The organism is Kitasatospora sp. NPDC096147, from assembly GCF_044763225.1.
Classification (GTDB): domain Bacteria; phylum Actinomycetota; class Actinomycetes; order Streptomycetales; family Streptomycetaceae; genus Kitasatospora.
Genome location: NZ_JBIWFX010000003.1, coordinates 514,560 through 530,488, shown reverse-complemented (window position 1 = coordinate 530,488; position 15,929 = coordinate 514,560). Strand labels below are relative to the sequence as shown.

Annotated in this window: 17 protein-coding genes; 7 read left to right on the top strand and 10 right to left on the bottom strand. The window is 75.3% G+C overall.

Annotated features, from left to right (window positions below; all coding sequences use genetic code 11):
- Positions 1–64: 64 nt before the first annotated feature.
- Positions 65–1,261 carry a PucR family transcriptional regulator gene (locus tag ACIRBX_RS13065; RefSeq protein ID WP_402296475.1) on the bottom strand — a complete coding sequence of 399 codons (1,197 nt, stop codon included), beginning with the start codon at positions 1,259–1,261 and terminating at the stop codon, positions 65–67.
- Between the two features lie 188 nt (positions 1,262–1,449).
- Here ACIRBX_RS13065 and ACIRBX_RS13060 point away from each other — a divergent pair, with 188 nt between their 5' ends.
- Positions 1,450–2,229, top strand: a complete 780-nt coding sequence (locus ACIRBX_RS13060) for a pirin family protein (protein WP_402296106.1) — start codon at positions 1,450–1,452, stop codon at positions 2,227–2,229.
- Here ACIRBX_RS13060 and ACIRBX_RS13055 read toward each other — a convergent pair.
- Positions 2,220–2,669 (bottom strand): hypothetical protein, encoded by a 450-nt coding sequence (locus ACIRBX_RS13055; protein ID WP_402296104.1) that lies wholly within the window; start codon positions 2,667–2,669, stop codon positions 2,220–2,222. The genes ACIRBX_RS13060 and ACIRBX_RS13055 overlap by 10 nt on opposite strands.
- Before the next feature lie 123 nt (positions 2,670–2,792).
- Between ACIRBX_RS13055 and ACIRBX_RS13050 the strand changes: the two genes are divergently transcribed.
- Positions 2,793–4,010, top strand: coding sequence for a sensor histidine kinase (locus ACIRBX_RS13050; RefSeq protein ID WP_402296102.1), 1,218 nt, complete (start codon positions 2,793–2,795; stop codon positions 4,008–4,010).
- Entirely contained in the window at positions 4,007–4,708 is a 702-nt protein-coding gene (locus ACIRBX_RS13045; RefSeq protein WP_402296100.1) for a response regulator, read from the top strand. Before ACIRBX_RS13050 ends, ACIRBX_RS13045 begins: the two co-directional genes overlap by 4 nt.
- Before the next feature lie 7 nt (positions 4,709–4,715).
- Here the strand turns inward: ACIRBX_RS13045 and ACIRBX_RS13040 are convergent, their stop codons facing one another.
- On the bottom strand, positions 4,716–5,216 hold the full coding sequence (locus tag ACIRBX_RS13040; RefSeq protein WP_402296099.1) for a hypothetical protein: 501 nt from the start codon (positions 5,214–5,216) through the stop codon (positions 4,716–4,718).
- On the bottom strand, positions 5,213–6,040 hold the full coding sequence (locus ACIRBX_RS13035) for a serine hydrolase domain-containing protein (RefSeq protein WP_402296097.1): 828 nt from the start codon (positions 6,038–6,040) through the stop codon (positions 5,213–5,215). Before ACIRBX_RS13035 ends, ACIRBX_RS13040 begins: the two co-directional genes overlap by 4 nt.
- Before the next feature lie 106 nt (positions 6,041–6,146).
- Between ACIRBX_RS13035 and ACIRBX_RS13030 the strand changes: the two genes are divergently transcribed.
- The 3 genes from ACIRBX_RS13030 to ACIRBX_RS13020 all read left to right on the top strand — a co-directional run bounded on the left by ACIRBX_RS13030 (position 6,147) and on the right by ACIRBX_RS13020 (position 8,269).
- Positions 6,147–6,653, top strand: coding sequence for a MerR family transcriptional regulator (locus ACIRBX_RS13030; protein WP_402296095.1), 507 nt, complete (start codon positions 6,147–6,149; stop codon positions 6,651–6,653).
- Positions 6,599–7,615 carry an aldo/keto reductase gene (locus ACIRBX_RS13025; RefSeq protein ID WP_402296093.1) on the top strand — a complete coding sequence of 339 codons (1,017 nt, stop codon included), beginning with the start codon at positions 6,599–6,601 and terminating at the stop codon, positions 7,613–7,615. Before ACIRBX_RS13030 ends, ACIRBX_RS13025 begins: the two co-directional genes overlap by 55 nt.
- Positions 7,616–7,696: 81 nt before the next feature.
- Positions 7,697–8,269, top strand: coding sequence for a dihydrofolate reductase family protein (locus tag ACIRBX_RS13020; protein ID WP_402296091.1), 573 nt, complete (start codon positions 7,697–7,699; stop codon positions 8,267–8,269).
- Between the two features lie 66 nt (positions 8,270–8,335).
- On the opposite strand, the gene ACIRBX_RS13015 is transcribed toward ACIRBX_RS13020, so the two are convergent.
- Positions 8,336–9,526, bottom strand: coding sequence for a type III PLP-dependent enzyme (locus tag ACIRBX_RS13015; protein WP_402296090.1), 1,191 nt, complete (start codon positions 9,524–9,526; stop codon positions 8,336–8,338).
- A 339-nt stretch (positions 9,527–9,865) separates the two neighbouring features.
- Here ACIRBX_RS13015 and ACIRBX_RS13010 point away from each other — a divergent pair, with 339 nt between their 5' ends.
- Complete coding sequence (locus tag ACIRBX_RS13010) at positions 9,866–10,822, top strand: DUF4232 domain-containing protein (protein ID WP_402296088.1); 957 nt, start codon at positions 9,866–9,868, stop codon at positions 10,820–10,822.
- A 221-nt stretch (positions 10,823–11,043) separates the two neighbouring features.
- Here ACIRBX_RS13010 and ACIRBX_RS13005 read toward each other — a convergent pair whose 3' ends face one another.
- The 5 genes from ACIRBX_RS13005 to ACIRBX_RS12985 form a co-directional block, all read right to left on the bottom strand.
- Positions 11,044–11,478, bottom strand: a complete 435-nt coding sequence (locus ACIRBX_RS13005; protein ID WP_402296087.1) for an RICIN domain-containing protein — start codon at positions 11,476–11,478, stop codon at positions 11,044–11,046.
- Between the two features lie 83 nt (positions 11,479–11,561).
- Entirely contained in the window at positions 11,562–12,791 is a 1,230-nt protein-coding gene (locus tag ACIRBX_RS13000) for an alpha/beta hydrolase (RefSeq protein ID WP_402296085.1), read from the bottom strand.
- Between the two features lie 102 nt (positions 12,792–12,893).
- Entirely contained in the window at positions 12,894–13,256 is a 363-nt protein-coding gene (locus ACIRBX_RS12995) for an MmcQ/YjbR family DNA-binding protein (RefSeq protein ID WP_402296084.1), read from the bottom strand.
- Positions 13,257–13,300: 44 nt separating this feature from the next.
- Positions 13,301–14,521 (bottom strand): acyltransferase, encoded by a 1,221-nt coding sequence (locus ACIRBX_RS12990; RefSeq protein WP_402296083.1) that lies wholly within the window; start codon positions 14,519–14,521, stop codon positions 13,301–13,303.
- Positions 14,522–14,546: 25 nt separating this feature from the next.
- A complete protein-coding gene (locus ACIRBX_RS12985; RefSeq protein WP_402296082.1) occupies positions 14,547–15,710 on the bottom strand; it encodes an alpha/beta hydrolase in 1,164 nt (387 codons plus the stop codon).
- Positions 15,711–15,929: the final 219 nt, after the last annotated feature.

The following is a 15,929-nucleotide window of genomic DNA, read 5'->3' as shown; positions in this document are numbered from 1 at the left end:
CGGGGGCGGGTAGGCGACGGTAACGAATAAAAGGACGCCGCATTGTGGGGTCCCTACAGCTGCGTCAGTCCTGTTCGGCTGCCGAGCCGAGTCGGCCCAGGGCAAGCGCGATCCGCAGGGTGAAGGCCGATCGCACGTCCGAGGGAGCATAGCCGGTGACGTCGGTCACACGACGGAGCCGGTAGCGCACGGTGTTCGGGTGGACGAAGAGCATCCGGGCCGCGCCCTCCAGTGAGGAGGCCTGTTCCAGGTAGACGCTCAGGGTCTCCAGCAGGGCCGAACCGGCCTCGTCCAGCGGTGTGTAGATCTCCTCCACCAGCTGGCGCCGGGCCGCCAGGTCACCCGCCAGCGCCCGCTCCGGCAGCAGGTCGTCGGCCAGCACCGGCCGGGGGGCGTCCGGCCAGGCCGGGCAGGCCTTCAGCCCCGCTGCGGCGGCGTGCGCGGAGCGGGTCGCCGACAGCAGGTCGCCGACCGTCGGGCCGACCACCACCGGGCCGGGGGCGAACTGGCCGATCAGCGCCCGGGCGGCGTGCACCGGCTCCTTGTCGCCACCGACCACCACCACCAGCCGCTTGCCCAACACACCCGTCAGCACCTGGAGTTTGGCGTACCGGGCGGCCCGGCGGATCGCCTCCACCACCAGCTCGCTGTCCCCGTCCGGGGCGGAGCCCATCACCACCCGCACCTGGCTCGGCTGGCCCCAACCGAGCGCCGCGGCCCGGGACAGCACGCCCTCGTCGGCGTCGCCGGAGAGCAGCGAGTTGACCACCAGCGCCTCCAGTCGGGCGTCCCAGGCGCCGCGCGCCTCGGCCGCCTGCGCGTACACCTGGGCGGTGGCGAAGGCGATCTCCCGGGCGTAGACCAGCACCGACTCGCGCATCCCGGCCTCGTCGCCCGGGGCGGCCACCTCCTCGATCGCCTCCTCCATCACCTCGATGGTGGTGCGGATCAGCTCCACGGTCTGACGGAGCGTGATGGCCCTGGTCAGCTCGCGTGGGGCGGTGCCGAACACGTCGGTGGAGATCGCCTGCGGGGCGTCCGGGTGCCGGTACCACTCGGTGAACGCGGCGATGCCGGCCTGGGCCACCAGGCCGATCCAGGACCGGTGCTCCGGCGGCATCCGCCGGTACCAGCCGAGTTGGTCGTCCATCCGCGCGATGGCGGCGCTGGCCAGCTTCCCGGAGGACTTCTCCAGCCGCTTGAGCGTCGCGGCCCGCAGCTCGGCCCGCTCGGTGGCGAGCCTGCGCTCCTGCGCGGTCAGCCGTCCGCCCCGGCGCGGTCTGGGCTGCTCGGGTTGCTTGGCCTCTTCGGTGGCGGAGGCGGTCTTCTTGTCGGGATTCGCTGAAGCGGCTGGCACAGAGCTAAGACTGCCTCACCCGGGGCACGGCTCGTACCCGCCCCCGCCGGATCGACGCGGTGGCCCCGGTCACACCGGCTACCGTGGGCCGGGTGACCGACGCTCCCTCCTCCCGTCCCCGGGCCGACCACCGCCGCGCGGCCGAGCGCTACGCCTCCGAGCCCGAGCCGGGCATCAGCACCCGGCACGCCTTCTCCTTCTCCGGGCACTACGACCCGAAGAACGTCTCCTTCGGCGCCCTGCTGGCCGTCAACGAGGAGCTGATCGCCCCCGGCGCGGGCTACGCCGAGCACAGGCACCGGGACACCGAGATCGTCACCTGGGTGCTCGGCGGCGCCCTCGCCCACCGCGACGGCCACGGCCACGCGGGCGTGGTCCGCCCCGGCACCGTCCAGGTGCAGAGCGCCGGTTCGGGCATCACCCACACCGAACGCAACGTCGGCGGGGCCGCCGAGCCCGTCCGCTTCGTCCAGATGTGGCTCCAGCCGGACGTCTTCGACGCCGAGCCCTCCTACGGCCTCCGACGGGTGACCCCGGACCCCGCCGGGTTGACGCTGCTGGCCTCCGGCCTGCCCCGTGACGCCGCGTCGGACGCGCTCCGCCTGCGCCGCTCGGACGCCGCCCTCTGGCTGGTCACGGCCGGCCCCTGGGAGCCGCTGCCCGAACTCCCCGAAGCCCCGTACCGCTACGCCCACCTGACGGCGGGTGCGCTGGGCTACCGCACCGTCCCCGGCCCGCAGGGCGGCGGGCGCTCGATGGCTCCGGGCGACGCGGTCCGGGCCACCGGCGACGCCTTCGCCGACCCGACGGCGGGGGAGGACGGGGCGGAGCTGCTGCTCTGGGAGATGCACTCCCCGGTCCGCTACGGCTGACCGGAGCCGGCGGGCAGGGTGCGGCGCACGGCGCGGACCGCGAGCAGGGTGCCGAGGGCGGCGATCCCGGCCGTGGCGGCGGTGCCGGCGAGCACCGGCGGATGGCGGAACGCCCCGGGGTCGTCGAGCACCATGCCGAGCAGCAGGTACTGGCCCAGCGCGGTCACCAGGAACGCCAGCGCCGGGCCGGTCAGGCCGTTCAGCGCGGCGCTCCGGGGCAGCGCGCAGAGCACCCCGAGCACGAGCAGCTGGACCGGCGCCAGACAGAAGGCGCCCGCCAGGGCCCCGAGGATCGGGAACGTCCTTCCGTACAGCAGGAGTTCGAGGACCGCGCCGCAGAGCGCGCCGCCCGCCACCCCGGCCGCGGCCATCAGCACCGCGAGGCGGAAGCGCCATGGAGTGGCGAGTTCGCCCGCCGTTCGCATGAGGGGTGTGGTCATGGCACCGGTTCCTACGGCCTGACCGGCGTGCGGGTCAAGCGGGTTGCGCACCGCCGGGCTCCGGGTGGACGGTCCCCCGATCGGGGGAGGTCGTCCACGGAGCGGCCCGGAATACTGACGGCCATGACCACGGGAACCAAGCCGCTGCTACGCGGCTCCACGTACGCGGGCGCCCTGCTGGCCGCCTTCGCCGCCGGGCTCAGCGTGCTGCCGCTGGCCTTCGCCCTGGTGCCGGGACTGGCCTGGCGGACCGGGCCGGAGCCCGCCCGCTGGGTGCTGACCCTGCTGGTGTGGGCGGCGCTGACGGCGGCCGGCGGAGCGCTGCCGGGAGTGCGGCGGCTGCTGGCCGGGGCGGCCCGCCGGCTGCTGCGGGTGCCGGTGCCGCCGCCGGTCCCCAACGCCCGGGTCCGGCAGGGGCGTTGGCGCACCCCGCTGTGGCTGCTGCTGCTCGTGGTGCTGGGCTGGGTGGTGATCCTGCTGGGTGGGCTGCTGCTGTTGACGGCGGTGGCGCTGCCCTGGGCCGGGCTCGGCGGTACGGCGGAGATCGACCTCTACGGCTGGTCTCCGGAGCCGGCCTTCTGGTGGACCTGGCCGGCGGCGCTGCTCTGCCTGCTGCTGACCGGCCTGCTCTGCGCCGCCGTGACCGGCACGCTCGGCCAGGCCGCCCCCCTGTTGCTCGGGCCCTCGGCGGCCGAGCGGCTGGCCGCAGCCGCCGAGCGGGAGCGGGCACTGGCCGAACGGAACCGGCTGGCGCAGGAGTTGCACGACTCGATCGGCCACACGCTGACCGCCACCACCATCCAGGCAGCGGTGGCGGGCGAGGTGCTGGAGGCCGATCCGAACGCGGCCCGGGCGGCCATGCGCTCGATCGAGGAGTCGGCCCGGGCCGCCCTGGAGGACCTGGACCACGTGCTCGGCGTGCTGCGCGAGGAGCAGCCGGGCGCCGACCCGGCCCGGACCCTGGCCGATCTGCCCGAACTGCTGGAGCGGCTGCGGCACGCCGGGGTCGAGGTCCGGCCGGAGCTGTCCGGCGACCTCTCCCAGCTGCCCGGCATCCTCTCCCGGGCCGCCTACCGGATCGTCCAGGAGGGCCTGACCAACGCGCTGCGGCACGGCACGGGCGGCCCGGTCGGGCTCCGGGTCACCGCCCGGGACGGGGAGTTGGAGCTCCAGGTGGTGAACCCGACCGGGCCCGGCCCGGCCGCCTTCCCGCCCTACGGCCGGGGGCTGCGCGGCCTGACGGAGCGGGTCGGGCTGCTGCACGGCGAGCTGACGGCCGGCCCGGACGGGCCGCAGCGCTGGCGGCTGACGGTCAGTCTGCCGACCCGGGTGCGCGCGTGACGGCAGGGCCGGGGGCGGCGGAGCGCGGGGAGGCCGGCGGGCCGGTCACGGTGCTGATCGCCGATGACGACGAGGTGACCCGGAGCGGGCTGCGCACGCTGCTCTCCGCGCAGCCCGGGCTGACCGTCACCGGTGAGGCGGCGGACGGTGTCGAGGCGGTGGAGCTGGCTCGCGACCTGCGGCCGGACGTGGTGCTGATGGACGTCCGGATGCCGCGCCGCAACGGCATCGAGGCGACCCGGGTCCTCCTCGGCGAGCCGGGTCCCGAGCCGCCGAAGGTCGTGGTGATCACCACCTTCGAGAACGACGGCTACGTGACCGCCGCACTGAGCGCCGGGGCCAGCGGCTTCGTGCTCAAGCGGCGGCCGGTCCGGGAGATCGCCGAGGCGGTCCGGGTGGTGGCGGCGGGGGAGGCGATCCTCTTCCCCGCCGCCCTGCGGCGGATGGTCGCACCCCGACCGCTGGCCTCCGCCGAGGCGCTGCCGCGCGCGGCCCTGACGCTCCGTGAGGAGGAGGTGCTCCGGGAGATGGCCACCGGCCTGTCCAACCCGGAGATCGCCGAGGCGCTCCGGGTCAGCCAGGAGACGGTGAAGACCCACGTCGGCAACGTGCTCACCAAGCTCGGCGCGCAGAACCGCACCCACGCCGTGGTGATCGCCTACGAATCCGGCCTGGTGGTCCCGGGCGGCGTCGGCTGACCGGCCGTCAGCAGGCCTTCCTCGCCAGCCTGTCGAAGTCCGCCCGGGACACCACCCCACCGTGTGTCAGCACCTGCCCGGGCTCCAGGGCGGCGAGCCGGGCGGTGTCGAAGGTGACCGTGGCGTTGTACGCGTAGGTCTCCTCCGGATCGGCGAAGCCGAGCCGGTAGACCCGGTCGGGCTCCAGGGACTGCGGGCCGTGGGTGGTGACGGCCCACTCGGTGGGCGGGGCGAACAGCGGGAAGTCCGCCGCCTTCGGCCGGGGCTCGGTGGACTTCCAGGCGAGCCACTGGTCGTCCGGCCAGTACTGCTGGTCCGCGACCGCCGGTTCCATCGCGTACAGGGCCGGAGCCCGGACCCGCCCCTGGTCGTCGCAGCTGCGCAGCAGGGCCTGCGGGACGCCCCGGGCGTCCAGCTGCACCCCGACCAGCGGCAGCTCCTCCGGGGAGCAGCCCGTCAGCACGGCCAGGCCGGCTCCGGCGAGCAGGGCGGCCCGGGCCCGTCTCACGCCGCCTCGGTCAGCACCGCGTCGGAGAGCTGCGGCCAGACCTCGGCGGCCCACGGGCCGAAGTCCCGGTCGGTGAGGGCCAGGCAGGCCAGGCCGGCCGTCGGGTCGACCCAGAGGAAGGTGCCGGACTGGCCGAAGTGGCCGAAGGTGGCGGGGGAGTTGGCGGTGCCGGTCCAGTGCGGGGTCTTCTCCGAGCGGAGCTCGAAGCCGAGGCCCCAGTCGTTCGGGCGGCGGTGGCCGAAGCCGGGGAGCACACCGCTCAGGCCGGGGAAGGCGACCTCGCGGGTGGCGGCGGTCACGGTGGAGGGGTCGAGCAGGCGCGGGGCCTGGAGCTCGGCGGCGAACAGCGCCAGGTCGGCGGCGGTGGAGAGGCCGCCGGCCCCGGCGGGGGCGCGGTGGGCGGTGTTGATCAGGGTGTCGCGCATGCCGAGCGGGGCGAAGACCGCCTCGGCGGCGTAGTCGTGGAAGGCGATGCCCGCGGCCTTGGCCAGGGTGTCGGCCAGCACGTCGAAGCCCGCGTTGGAGTAGAGCCGGCGCTCCCCGGGCGGGGCCATCACCCGGTGCTCGTCGAAGGCCAGCCCGGAGGTGTGGGCGAGCAGGTGACGGACCGTCGAACCGTCCGGCCCGGCCGGGTCGTCCAGCTCGAAGACGCCCTCCTCCACCGCTACCAGCACCGCGTAGGAGGTCAGCAGCTTGGTCACCGAGGCCAGCGGGAAGAGGTGCTGCTGCGGCCCGGCCGTGCCCAGCACCGTCCCGTCGGCCCGTACCACTGCGGCCGCCGCGTTCGGCACCGGCCAGTCCTCGATCTTCCGCAAGCTCTCCATGCCCCCGACTCTAACGACTCGCCGGGGCGGCACGCGGTGCGGTCCTTGCCTAGAGTGCACTCCAAGTCAGTAGCTTCGTGAGCGTCACTTCCACAGGGGGCACCGCGTGACGACGATCGAGACCACCCTCCGGCTCTGCGGAGCGCAGGAGGAACTCACCACCGAGGCGGACCCGACGCCCCGGCACGGCATCGGCGAGGTCGCCGAGGCCACCGGCCTGACCGCGCACACCCTGCGCTGGTACGAGCGGATCGGCCTGCTCGACCCGGTCGACCGCTCGCACTCCGGCCAGCGCCGGTACAGCGACGCGGACCTGCGCCGGCTCGGCTTCCTGAACCGGCTGCGGCTGACCGGGATGCCGGTGGCGGACATGCTCCGGTACGTGGAGCTGCTCCGCGCGGGCGAGCACACGCTGGCCGACCGGCGCGAGCTGCTGGTCGAGCACCGGGACGAGATCCGGCGCCGGCTCAGCGACCTGCACGCCACCTTGGCGGTCCTCGACTTCAAGGTCGACCTCTACACGCGGGCCCTCGACGACGAACAGACCAGGAGTCAGCAGTGCAGCAGCAGCACCTCCTCCCCACCGTCCCGCTCGGTCGCGGCGGCCGGCTGATCGGCGCCCAGGGCCTCGGCTGCATGGGCATGTCCGAGTTCTACGGCCCGACCGACACCGCCGAGGCCCTGGCCACCCTGGACGCCGCGCTGGAGGCGGGCGTCACCCTCTTCGACACCGCCGACATCTACGGCTCGGGGGCGAACGAGGAGCTGATCGGCCCGTTCGTCCGGGCCAACCGCGACCGGGTGGTGCTGGCCACCAAGTTCGCCATCGAGCGCCGGGCCGACGACCCCCGGTACCGCGCGGTGCGCAACGACCCGGAGTACATCCGCTCCGCCGTGGACGCCTCGCTGAAGCGCCTGGGCGTGGACGTCATCGACCTCTACTACATGCACCGCCGCGATCCGGCCGTGCCGCTGGCCGAGTCGGTCGGCGCGATGGCCGAGCTGGTCGAGGCGGGCAAGGTCCGGGCGCTGGGCCTCTCCGAGGTGACCGGGGCGGAGCTGCGCGAGGCGTACGCGGTGCACCCGATCGCCGCGCTGCAGTCCGAGTGGTCGGTGTTCTCCCGCGACGTGGAGCGCACCGCCGTGCCGGCCGCCGCCGAGCTGGGCGTCACCTTCGTGCCGTACTCGCCGCTCGGCCGGGGCTTCCTGACCGGCTCCTTCGCGGCGGCCGAGACGCTCAGCGCGGACGACTACCGGCGCCACCACCCGCAGTTCAGCGGGGAGAACGCGGCGGCCAACGCGGCCCTGGTGGAGCCGATCCGCAGCATCGCCGCCGAGCGCGGCATCACGCCGGCCCAGGTCGCGCTGGCCTGGGTGCACCAGCGGGCGCAGGTGCACGGGCTGACCGTGGTGCCGATCCCGGGCACCCGCAAGCGCACCCGGCTGGCCGAGAACACCGCCGCCGCCACCATCGAGCTGACCGGGGCCGAGCTGGCCCTGCTGGAGCCGATCGCCGGCCGGGTGACCGGCGACCGCTACGCCGACATGAGCTCCACCTCGGCGGCGCGTGAGTAGCCGGGTTGTCGGTCACCGTGGCTAGGGTGAGCCCATCCTGACCGACCGTCAGCACCGACCGCCAGACAACGAGGTCCCCCGATGCGCACCCTGATCACCACCGCCTTCGTCTCGCTCGACGGCGTCGTCGAGGCCCCCGGCGGCGAGCCCGGCTACCGGAACTCGGGCTGGACCTTCAAGGACGTCGAGTTCCTGCCCGAGGCGTACGAGCTGAAGGGGCGCGAGCAGGAGGAGGCCGGTGCGCTGCTGCTCGGCCGGGTCAGCTACCAGGCGTTCAGCCCGGTCTGGCCCGGCATGGCGGAGTTCGCCGGCTACAAGGCGATGCCCAAGTACGTGGTCTCCACCACCCTCGGCGAGGACGAGCTGGAGCCCGCCTGGGGCGAGACCACCATCCTGCGCTCGCTGGACGAGGTGGCGGCGCTCAAGGAGACCGAGGGCGGCCCGATCATCGTGCACGGCAGCGCCGCGCTGAACCGGGCGCTCTCCGACGCCGGTCTGATCGACCGTTACCACCTGCTGGTCTTCCCGCTGCTGCTCGGCGCGGGCAAGCGCCTGTTCAGCCAGACCGACAAGGACGCCCAGAAGCTGGCGCTGGTGGAGTACGCGGCGTACGGCAACGGCATCCAGAAGCAGGTCTTCGACGTCGTCCGCTAGCCGTGGCGGAAGCCGAGGGCCCCGTCCCCCCACGGGCGGGGCCCCCGGCCGTAGGTGGGGCGGGGCTCAGCCGCCGTCCACGAAGGCCACCGGCAGCGGGGCGAAGCCGTTGAAGCCCAGGGTGGTGTAGCTGGTGGCGTAGGCGCCGCAGGAGTGGATCCAGACCGGGTCGCCGGAGGCGGCGGCGGTCGGCACCTGGACCGGGCCGTCCCGGTGCGCGTAGGCGTCGTCGCTGTCGCAGGTGGGGCCGGCCACCACGGCGGGCACCCGGGGGCCGGCGGGGTGGCCGGGGAACTCCAGGCGGTACTGCAGCTGGTCCATCTCGTAGAGGCCGTTGAACTTGCCGCAGCTCAGGTAGAGCCAGGCCTGCCGTTCGCCGTCCAGCTGCTGACGGACCGACAGCCGGACCACCTGGGAGCGGATCGCGCCGTGGTCGGCGACCAGGTACCGGCCGGGCTCCAGGCGGAAGCCGAGCGGGGCGGCGGAGGCGGTGGTGATCCGCTGCATGCCCTCCCGGATCACGGTGAACATCTTCTCCATCGGCGGCTCCAGCGGCTCGCCCCGGCGGTTCAGGTAGCCGAGCGCGGGCAGGCCGCCGCCGAGGTTCACGTGGTCCGGGTGGATGCCCCGGGCGGCCAGCGCGAGCAGCACGTCGGAGAGCGCGTCGAAGGCGTCCCGCCAGGCCTCGGCGGTCATCTGCTGGGAGCCCACGTGCACCGAGAGCCCGGCCGGCACCAGCCCGGAGGCCCGGGCCACCGCCATCACCTCGACGGCGTCGGCCGGGGAGCAGCCGAACTTCTGGCTGAGGCCCCAGAGCGCGCCCGTCCCGGCGGTGGCCAGCCGGCAGAACACCCGGGCGCCGGGCGCGTGCCGGGCGATCGCGGTCACGTCGGCCAGGCTGTCGGTGGCGAAGTCCCGGACGCCCAGCGCGTACGCCTCGGCGATGGCGCGGTCGGACTTCACCGTGTTCCCGAAGTGCACCCGCTCCACCGGCACGCCGGTGCGCAGTGCCTGGGCGATCTCACCGGGCCCGGCCGCGTCGAAGCCGGCCCCGGCCCCGGCCAGGGTGGCCAGCACCTCGTCCACCGGACAGGCCTTGAGGGCGAACCGGACGTCCACGCCCGGCAGTTCGCGCAGCAGGTCGTGGTACTGGCGGCGGATGCCGGCCAGATCGAAGAGCAGGACGTCCTGTTCGGCAGCGGTCAGTGCGGCCTGCAGGGCCGGACTCGGACGCGGGTACCGGCCGGGCTTCGGCATGGGGCAGTCACTCCAAGGAAGGGGAACGGCTCGGGCAGCACGGATCGGACCGGACTCTGAGGGAAGGCCGGGATCTTCGCGGCGCCTGGCTCTGAATCCCAAAATGGACTAGACCAACTTGCGGTGTCAACCCACGACCGGTCCGCCGAGCGGCTACCCGGGGGTATTGCCCGAACGGGCAACTTCCGCTGCCCGCTGGGCAGTCCGGGCCAGGTCGGCGGGGTGGCGGACGATTCCCCCGACGGTGCGTCAGTTCCGCGCGGGTGTTGTGGCGGAACTGTTGCGCCCGTTGTGCCGGTGGTCACACCGAGGGGTGGCGCGGTCTGCTTCGATCGGGGAATGCACAGTTCGCGATCGATCCTTCCGCTCGCCCTGGCGGGGCTGTTCGCGCTCACCGCCTGCGGCTCGCGCCCGGCCGTCCAGGCCGGCGGGCCCGCGCTGCCGCCGGACGGCGGCGGCGAGTGCGCCGTCGCGGCGGCGGGCAGGGTGGCGGGTGGAGCAGCGGGTGGAGCGGCCACCCCGGGACCGATCACCCCGCCCGTCCCCACCGCCCCGGGCAAGGCCGGCCGCGATGGCACGGCCGCCCCGGGCCGGGCCGCCCGGGCCGTCGACGGGGTGCGGATCACCGCCGCCGACCGCTCCTGCTTCGAGTTCGAGGTCAGCAACCCCGAGGCCGAGGGGTACCTCTACACCGTGACCTTCGCGCTCGGCTCACCCGTGATGGACAACCTCACCCGGGTCGTCCCCTTCGTCGGAGCCGGGCAGACGGTGCGGGACGCGGTGAAGCTGACCGGCATTCAGAACGGTTCCGCCGAACCCTCGGTGGCCAAGGTGCGCAGCGTCCCGGCGGCCGAGGCCCCGCCCGTCCCCGGCAACTGCCCGCCGTCCGGCCTGCGGCTGACCGCCGACGAGGGCAGCGCCGCGATGGGCCTGCGGGCGGTCGGCCTGCTGCTGGAGAACTGCGGCCCGGCGCCGGTCCGGCTGAACGGCTTCCCGGCCCTGGAGCCGCTCGGCCTCGACCACCGGCCGGTCGCCGACGTCGCCGTGCTCCCCGGTGGCTCGGCCATCGCCGGGGGCACCGGGGCCGAGGACACCGCCCGGGAGTTCGAGCTGCTGACCGGCGAGTCCGCCCGCTCCGTGATCACCTGGCGCAACACCGTCACCGAGGGCACCCCGGTGCTCGCCCCCTACGTCCGGGTCCGCGCCCTCCCCGGCGCCGCCCCGGTCATGGTCACCCCCGAGCTGGACCTCGGTACCACCGGCCGCCTGGGCGCCGGGGCCTGGGTGAAGGTCTAGGGTCTCCCTCCCGGCGGGGCCGGGCGGTCGCCGATGTCCCCGCCCGGCCTTCGGCGTCGTGGCCACCGACTGGGGGTGCCCCTCCTCGGAGCCGCCGGGAGCGTCCCGGCATCGGGCGGGAAGGCCCCCTCGACGATGCCCGCCCCTCGGCGGAGTCGCACCACAGGTGCTCCGTCGCGGGGGCTGGCCTCCCGGGGCTGCCCGGAGTCTCGGACGGGGCGTCAGGCCGGGTCCAGGTGCCACCACTGGGCGGGATCGTCGCGGTCCTCCCACTGGCGGGCGGCGCCGTCCGGGCCGATCTCCAGGGTGCGACCGCTGATCAGCGCGACCAGGTTGAAGGTGTCCGGGGCGTCCACGTGCCGCTCCAGCAGCCAGTCCTGGGCGCCGAAGCCGTTCGGTGTCCAGAGCTGCACCGGGACGCCGTCCTCGGTCCGGGCCCCGGCCACGTCCAGCCGCCGGCCGCTGCCCTCGCTGGCCAGGTGGTAGAGCCCGCCGCCCGGGTGCACGGCGGTGATCCGCCAGAGCTGGCCGGCCGAGCCGTCCGGCTCGGCCGTGCACAGCTTGGCGCCGCTGCGCCGTCGTTCGTCCGCCACCGTGAGCAGTCGGCCGTCGGCCGCGCTGCGCAGGTGGTAGAGGCCCTCCTGAATCACCGTCATGGCCCCACCGTACGGCGGGGGTCCGTCACCGCCCGTCCGTCACGGCCCGGTCCGCCGCCCGTTCGCCGCCGACCGGTCCGCCGTCAGCCCGCGTCGCGGCGGGTGGCGGTGCGGACCTCGTCGTAGTGGCCGAGGCCCAGCTCGGCGAAGTTGCGCAGGCTGGCGGTGCCGGGGGAGAGGTAGCCGTTGTGGCCGGAGGCCCCGGCGGAGGAGATCACCACCGAGCCGAAGCCGGCCGAGGCGGGGTCGGCGCCGTGGCCGAGGCCGCCGACCTCCAGGTAGGGCACGTTGCCGATCCAGTCGCTGGGGTTGCGGGTGGCCCAGACCCGGACGCCGGTGCCGAGTGCGGCGGCGTCCGGCACGCCCATCCCGGGGCTGCCGAAGACCACCAGGTCGGTGCCGTCGTGGATGGCGGGTGCGGCCGTGCCGCAGACCACCGAACCGTAGGAGTGGCAGAACAGTGCCGGCGGCGCTTCCGTGCGGCCGGTCACCGCGAGGCCGGCCAGCAGCCGCTCCAGCCGGGGCGCGGCTGCCTCGGCCAGCCGGGAGGTGACGGCGTCCGGGCCCAGGCCGACCGGGGTGACGTACCCCGTCCAGGCGATCACCGCCGTCCGGGTGCCGGGGGAGCGCAGCCGCTCCTCCTCGTACAGCGCCCGCCCCATCCCGGCGGCCGAGCGCAGCGGGTCGGCCGCCTGGTCGAAGTGGCCGAGGTCGGCCTCCGAGCCGGGCACCACCACCGAGACCCGGCCGGCCGCCGCCAGGTCCCCGTAGACCTCGCTGACCAGGCCCCGGCCGCGCGGGTCGAAGGCCAGGATCTGCCGGCCCTCGGCAAGCAGGTGCTCGCTGTCGTTCGCCCGGGCCTCGGCCAGCGCGCGGGCGGCCTTGGTCAGCGACTCGTCGGCGGCCCGGGCGCGGGCCCGGTCGCGCTCGGCGGCGACCGCGATCCGGTTGGCCCGGTAGCGCAGCTCGGGCGGGACGCCGTCCAGGTTCCCGACCACCAGCGGGTACTCGGCGACCAGCCGGTCGACGGCCGGCCCGCCGAGCGAGGCGAAGAAGGCGGCCACGTCGCGCGGGGCGGCACTCGCCGGATCCGGCAGCACCCGGCCCAGCGAACGGTCCGCCACCCAGCGGTCGCTGCCGGCCGGGGGCGTGGTGATGGTGATCTGCTCGCTGCCGGCCGCCGCCTGGGCCGCCGCCGCGCCGGTGTCCGCCAGTACCGCGACGGTGGCGAACAGCCCCATCGCGACGCGCTTCAGACGGCGCCTGCGCTGCACCTCGCGGGGGGTGCGCTCACGCTCGGTGCGCTGCGGCAACTGGTCACCATCCTGGGGCTCGTGGTGGTACCACCGCCGGCTGTTCCCAGCCAGCGTAGGTGTTCGGAACGGACACCGTGCCCGGCCAAACTGTGTGATGGCTCACAGGGTTGCGCCGGTTCCCCCGCTCGCGTCGAAGTCCTTCACCAGCCGCTTGGGCGCGACGCTCCGCCAGGCCTCCGCCATCAGCTCCGCCAGCTCCCCGCCGTCCACCCCGGCCAGCCGCACCAGCACCCACCCGTGCCGCCCCACGTACGGCGCCGAGGAGAACACCTCGGGCTCCGCCGCCAGCAGCTCCGCCTGGTCCGCCTTCGAGGCCTTCACCGTCACCTCCCCGGTGCCCGGCGTCCCCATCGCGAAGATCTTCCCCCCGACCCGGAGCGTCACCCTGGTCTCCCAGGTCACCTGCTCGCCCGCCTCCGGCAGCGCGAGCCCCATCTCCAGGAACTGATCGAACGTCACCATCCGCTCAGCGTACGGCGTGTGGCCGACGCTCCTCCGCGTGTCGCTCACAGGGCACCGAGGGCGTGCACGGCGAACAGGGTGGCGGCCGTGGCGACGGCGGCCTTCCAGGCCCGGGGCAGCCGCCAGCGGGCGTCGAAGCGGCGGGCGTACCGGGCGATGGCGGTGAGCACCAGGGCGAAGACCGGCAGCCAGGCGAGGCGGGCGAGCACCCAGCCGAGCGAGTCGGGGGCGGCGGTCAGGCCGGGGACGGCGGTGTCGAGGGCCGAGGCCAGCGCGCCGACCGAGAACATCGCGCTCTGGTGCCAGCAGAAGATGGTCATCGCCGAGAGGTTGACCGCCACCACCGGCAGCCAGAGCAGCGGCCGGCGCAGCGCCCGCCCGATCCGCTCGCGCAGCAGCATCGCGGCGCCGCACTGCACCGAGGCCAGTGCCAGCACCAGCAGCGACGGCGGGTGCGAGTTGGTCCGGGCCGCGCCCGGGACGCCGACCATGCTGGCCGGGTAGTGGAAGACGGTGAGCAGCACGGTGAACAGGGCGGCGCCGCCCAGCGCCAGCAGCCAGGCGCCCGCCCGGTGGATCCGCCCCTGCGCCCAGGAGACGCCGAGCTGGTAGCCGAACAGCCAGCCGGGCAGCAGGTTGACCAGCGCGAGCCAGGACGGCACCGACTCCGCCCACGGCCCGTACCGCAGCACGTCCACCACGGCCACGGCGGCCAGCAGCGGGGCGGCGGCCCAGCCGCCGAGGCGGCGGCCGACCCGGACGCAGAGCGGGGTCAGCGCGGTGAGCGCCAGGTAGATGCCGATGTACCAGAGCGGCTGCACCACCAGCACGGTGCCGGTCCGCACCGTCCCGGCCGGCACCCCGAGCGCGCCGAGCAGCGGCACCAGCAGGGCCCAGACCGCCGCCACCCCGAGCACCGGCCGCAGCAGCCGCACCGCCCGCTGCCGGAACCACTCGGTGGTGGAGGCCCCGCGCTCCGCGGCCCGGGTCAGTGACCTGGCCGAGGAGTAGCCGCCGACCAGGAAGAACACGCCGAGCATCTGCAGCACCCAGCTGAGCGGGGCGAAGAAGCCCAGCGAGGAGAGCGGGCTCTCGTTGTGCAGCACGCCGTCCGGCGAGGTGGTGAAGCCGCCGAGCATCCAGTGGCCGAACGGAACGGCGAGCAGTGCGACGGCGCGCAGGCCGTCCAGGGCGCGGTCCCGGGTGGCGGGGGTCTTGGCGTCCACGGCGGCGGCGCTGCGGCGGAGTCGGGCGAGGGCGTTCACGGGGGAGGTCCTTCCTGAGGGAGGGTCAGCGGGTGGCGGGGGAGGTGCAGGCCGGGCCGTCGGCGGCGCACTCGATCCGGGCGTCCTCGCCCAGCGCGATGGCGGTGGTGTTGGCCAGCGAGGCGGTGCCGGGCACCAGGTAGCCGCTGTGGCCGTGCGAGCCGGTGGAGCTCACCAGCCGTGCGCCGTAAGCCGGTTCGTCCGGGTCGGCGCCGTGGCCGAGGCCGAACAGCGAGACGTTCGGGACCTTGGCGATCCAGTCCTCGGCGTTGCGCTTGACCACCCAGAGCGGCACCCGCAGGGCGTCCGCCCCGGCCACGTCCATCCCGGGGGAGCCGAGCGCCACCACGCCCCGCACCTGCTCGGGCCGGGGGTCGGCCAGCCCGCAGACGGCGGTGCCGTAGCTGTGGCAGACCAGGGTGACCGGCCCGGTCACCGGGGTCAGCCCGGCCAGGAAGGCCGACAGCCGGACCGCGCCGGCCTCCGCCAGCTCCGAAGTCGCCGCGTCCAGGCCGACCTTGACCGGGGTGGTGTAGCCCGTCCAGGCCACCACCGCGAGCCGCTCCCCGGAGGCGGACCGCAGCGCCTCGGCCGCGCCGCCCGGGGTGCCGTAGTGCGCGGAGGCCCGGTCGCCGGTCATCAGGTCGATGTCGGACCCCGGTACCACCACGGCCGTCCGCTCGGCCCGCCCCAACTCGCCGAAGACCTCGGCGTACTGGCCCCGTCCACGCGGGTCGAAGGCCAGGATCTGCCGCTGCCCGCCGCCGAGCTCCGCGTACCGCGCGGCCCGGGCGGCGGCGGACTTCCGGTCCCGCTCCGGCAGCGTGCCGTCGGCGGCCCGGGCCAGCTCGTGCCGCCGCTCCTCCTGGAGCGCCAGGGAGTTGGCCAGGTAGCGCAGCCGGTACGGGGCCCCGTCCAGGTTCCCCACCACCAGCGGGTGACGCACCGCCAGCGCCCGCTGCTGCGCCTGCGGCAGCCCGGCGAAGAACTCCGCCACCTCGCCGGCCGTGGCCCGCCCCGGCTCCGGCAGCCGCAGGCCGAGGGTGGTGTCCGCCACCCAGGCGGCCGTCCCGGGCGGCGGCCCGGTGACCGCGCTCTGCCCGTCCGCCGCCGCCCAGCCGCCGGCCCCGCCGACCGCCAGCACCGCCAGCAGCCCCCCGGCCAGTGCCCGCCGCCATCGCGCCTTCATCTCGCTCCGCCTCTCCCTCGTGCCGCTTTCGACGAGGAGGAAGGTAGGAAGCGGACGCCTGACGGGGCGTCACCCCGCAGCGCCAACCCGGCCGTCATACCGGGGTACTACGGGGACGACGGGGGCGGTGCTCCTGCCGGGGACGGAGGCCCCGGGCCGGGCCCGCCCGGCGGTCGCAGCCGGGGCGGAAGCGGCGGTGACGTGCACACGGGGCCCCGG